Below are 371 nucleotides of genomic sequence, written 5' to 3'. Positions count from 1 at the left end.
CAGCCCGATCCGGGCGGCGAGTTCGGCGTCGGCCGCGTCGACCCGGGCGACGATCTCCGCCGCACGGAGGGCGAGCAGTTCGCCCTCGGGCGTGAGCCGGATGCCGCGCCCGGCGCGCTGGATCAGCTTGGCTCCGGTCGCCGCCTCCAGCCGGGCCAGATGGTGGCTGATCGAAGGCTGGGAATAGTGCAACGCCTTGGCCGCCGCGGTGACCGAGCCGTGGGCGGCGACCGCCGCGAGAACGCGAAGCCGGACGATGTCGAGCATTCATCAAGGTTATCGATGGATGCGCGCCGGAGTTGGCATTAGACGCATAAGACCTCGTGGCGGAAGCATGGCCGGTGAGCCGAGACGGGCTCGACGACCGGGTC

The 371-nt window shown here is 70.4% G+C and carries 1 protein-coding gene; it reads right to left on the bottom strand.

Features of this window, described 5'->3' with window-relative positions; genetic code table 11:
- A partial coding sequence (locus AOK24_RS32740; RefSeq protein ID WP_159052061.1) for a LysR family transcriptional regulator occupies positions 1-267 on the bottom strand: 267 nt, incomplete at its 3' end.
- Between the last annotated feature and the right edge of the window lie 104 nt (positions 268-371).

This window comes from Streptomyces niveiscabiei (genome assembly GCF_001419795.1).
In the GTDB taxonomy this organism is placed as follows: domain Bacteria; phylum Actinomycetota; class Actinomycetes; order Streptomycetales; family Streptomycetaceae; genus Streptomyces; species Streptomyces niveiscabiei.
The sequence above is the reverse complement of the archived record's forward strand: the minus strand, read 5'-3'. Positions and strand labels throughout refer to the sequence as shown.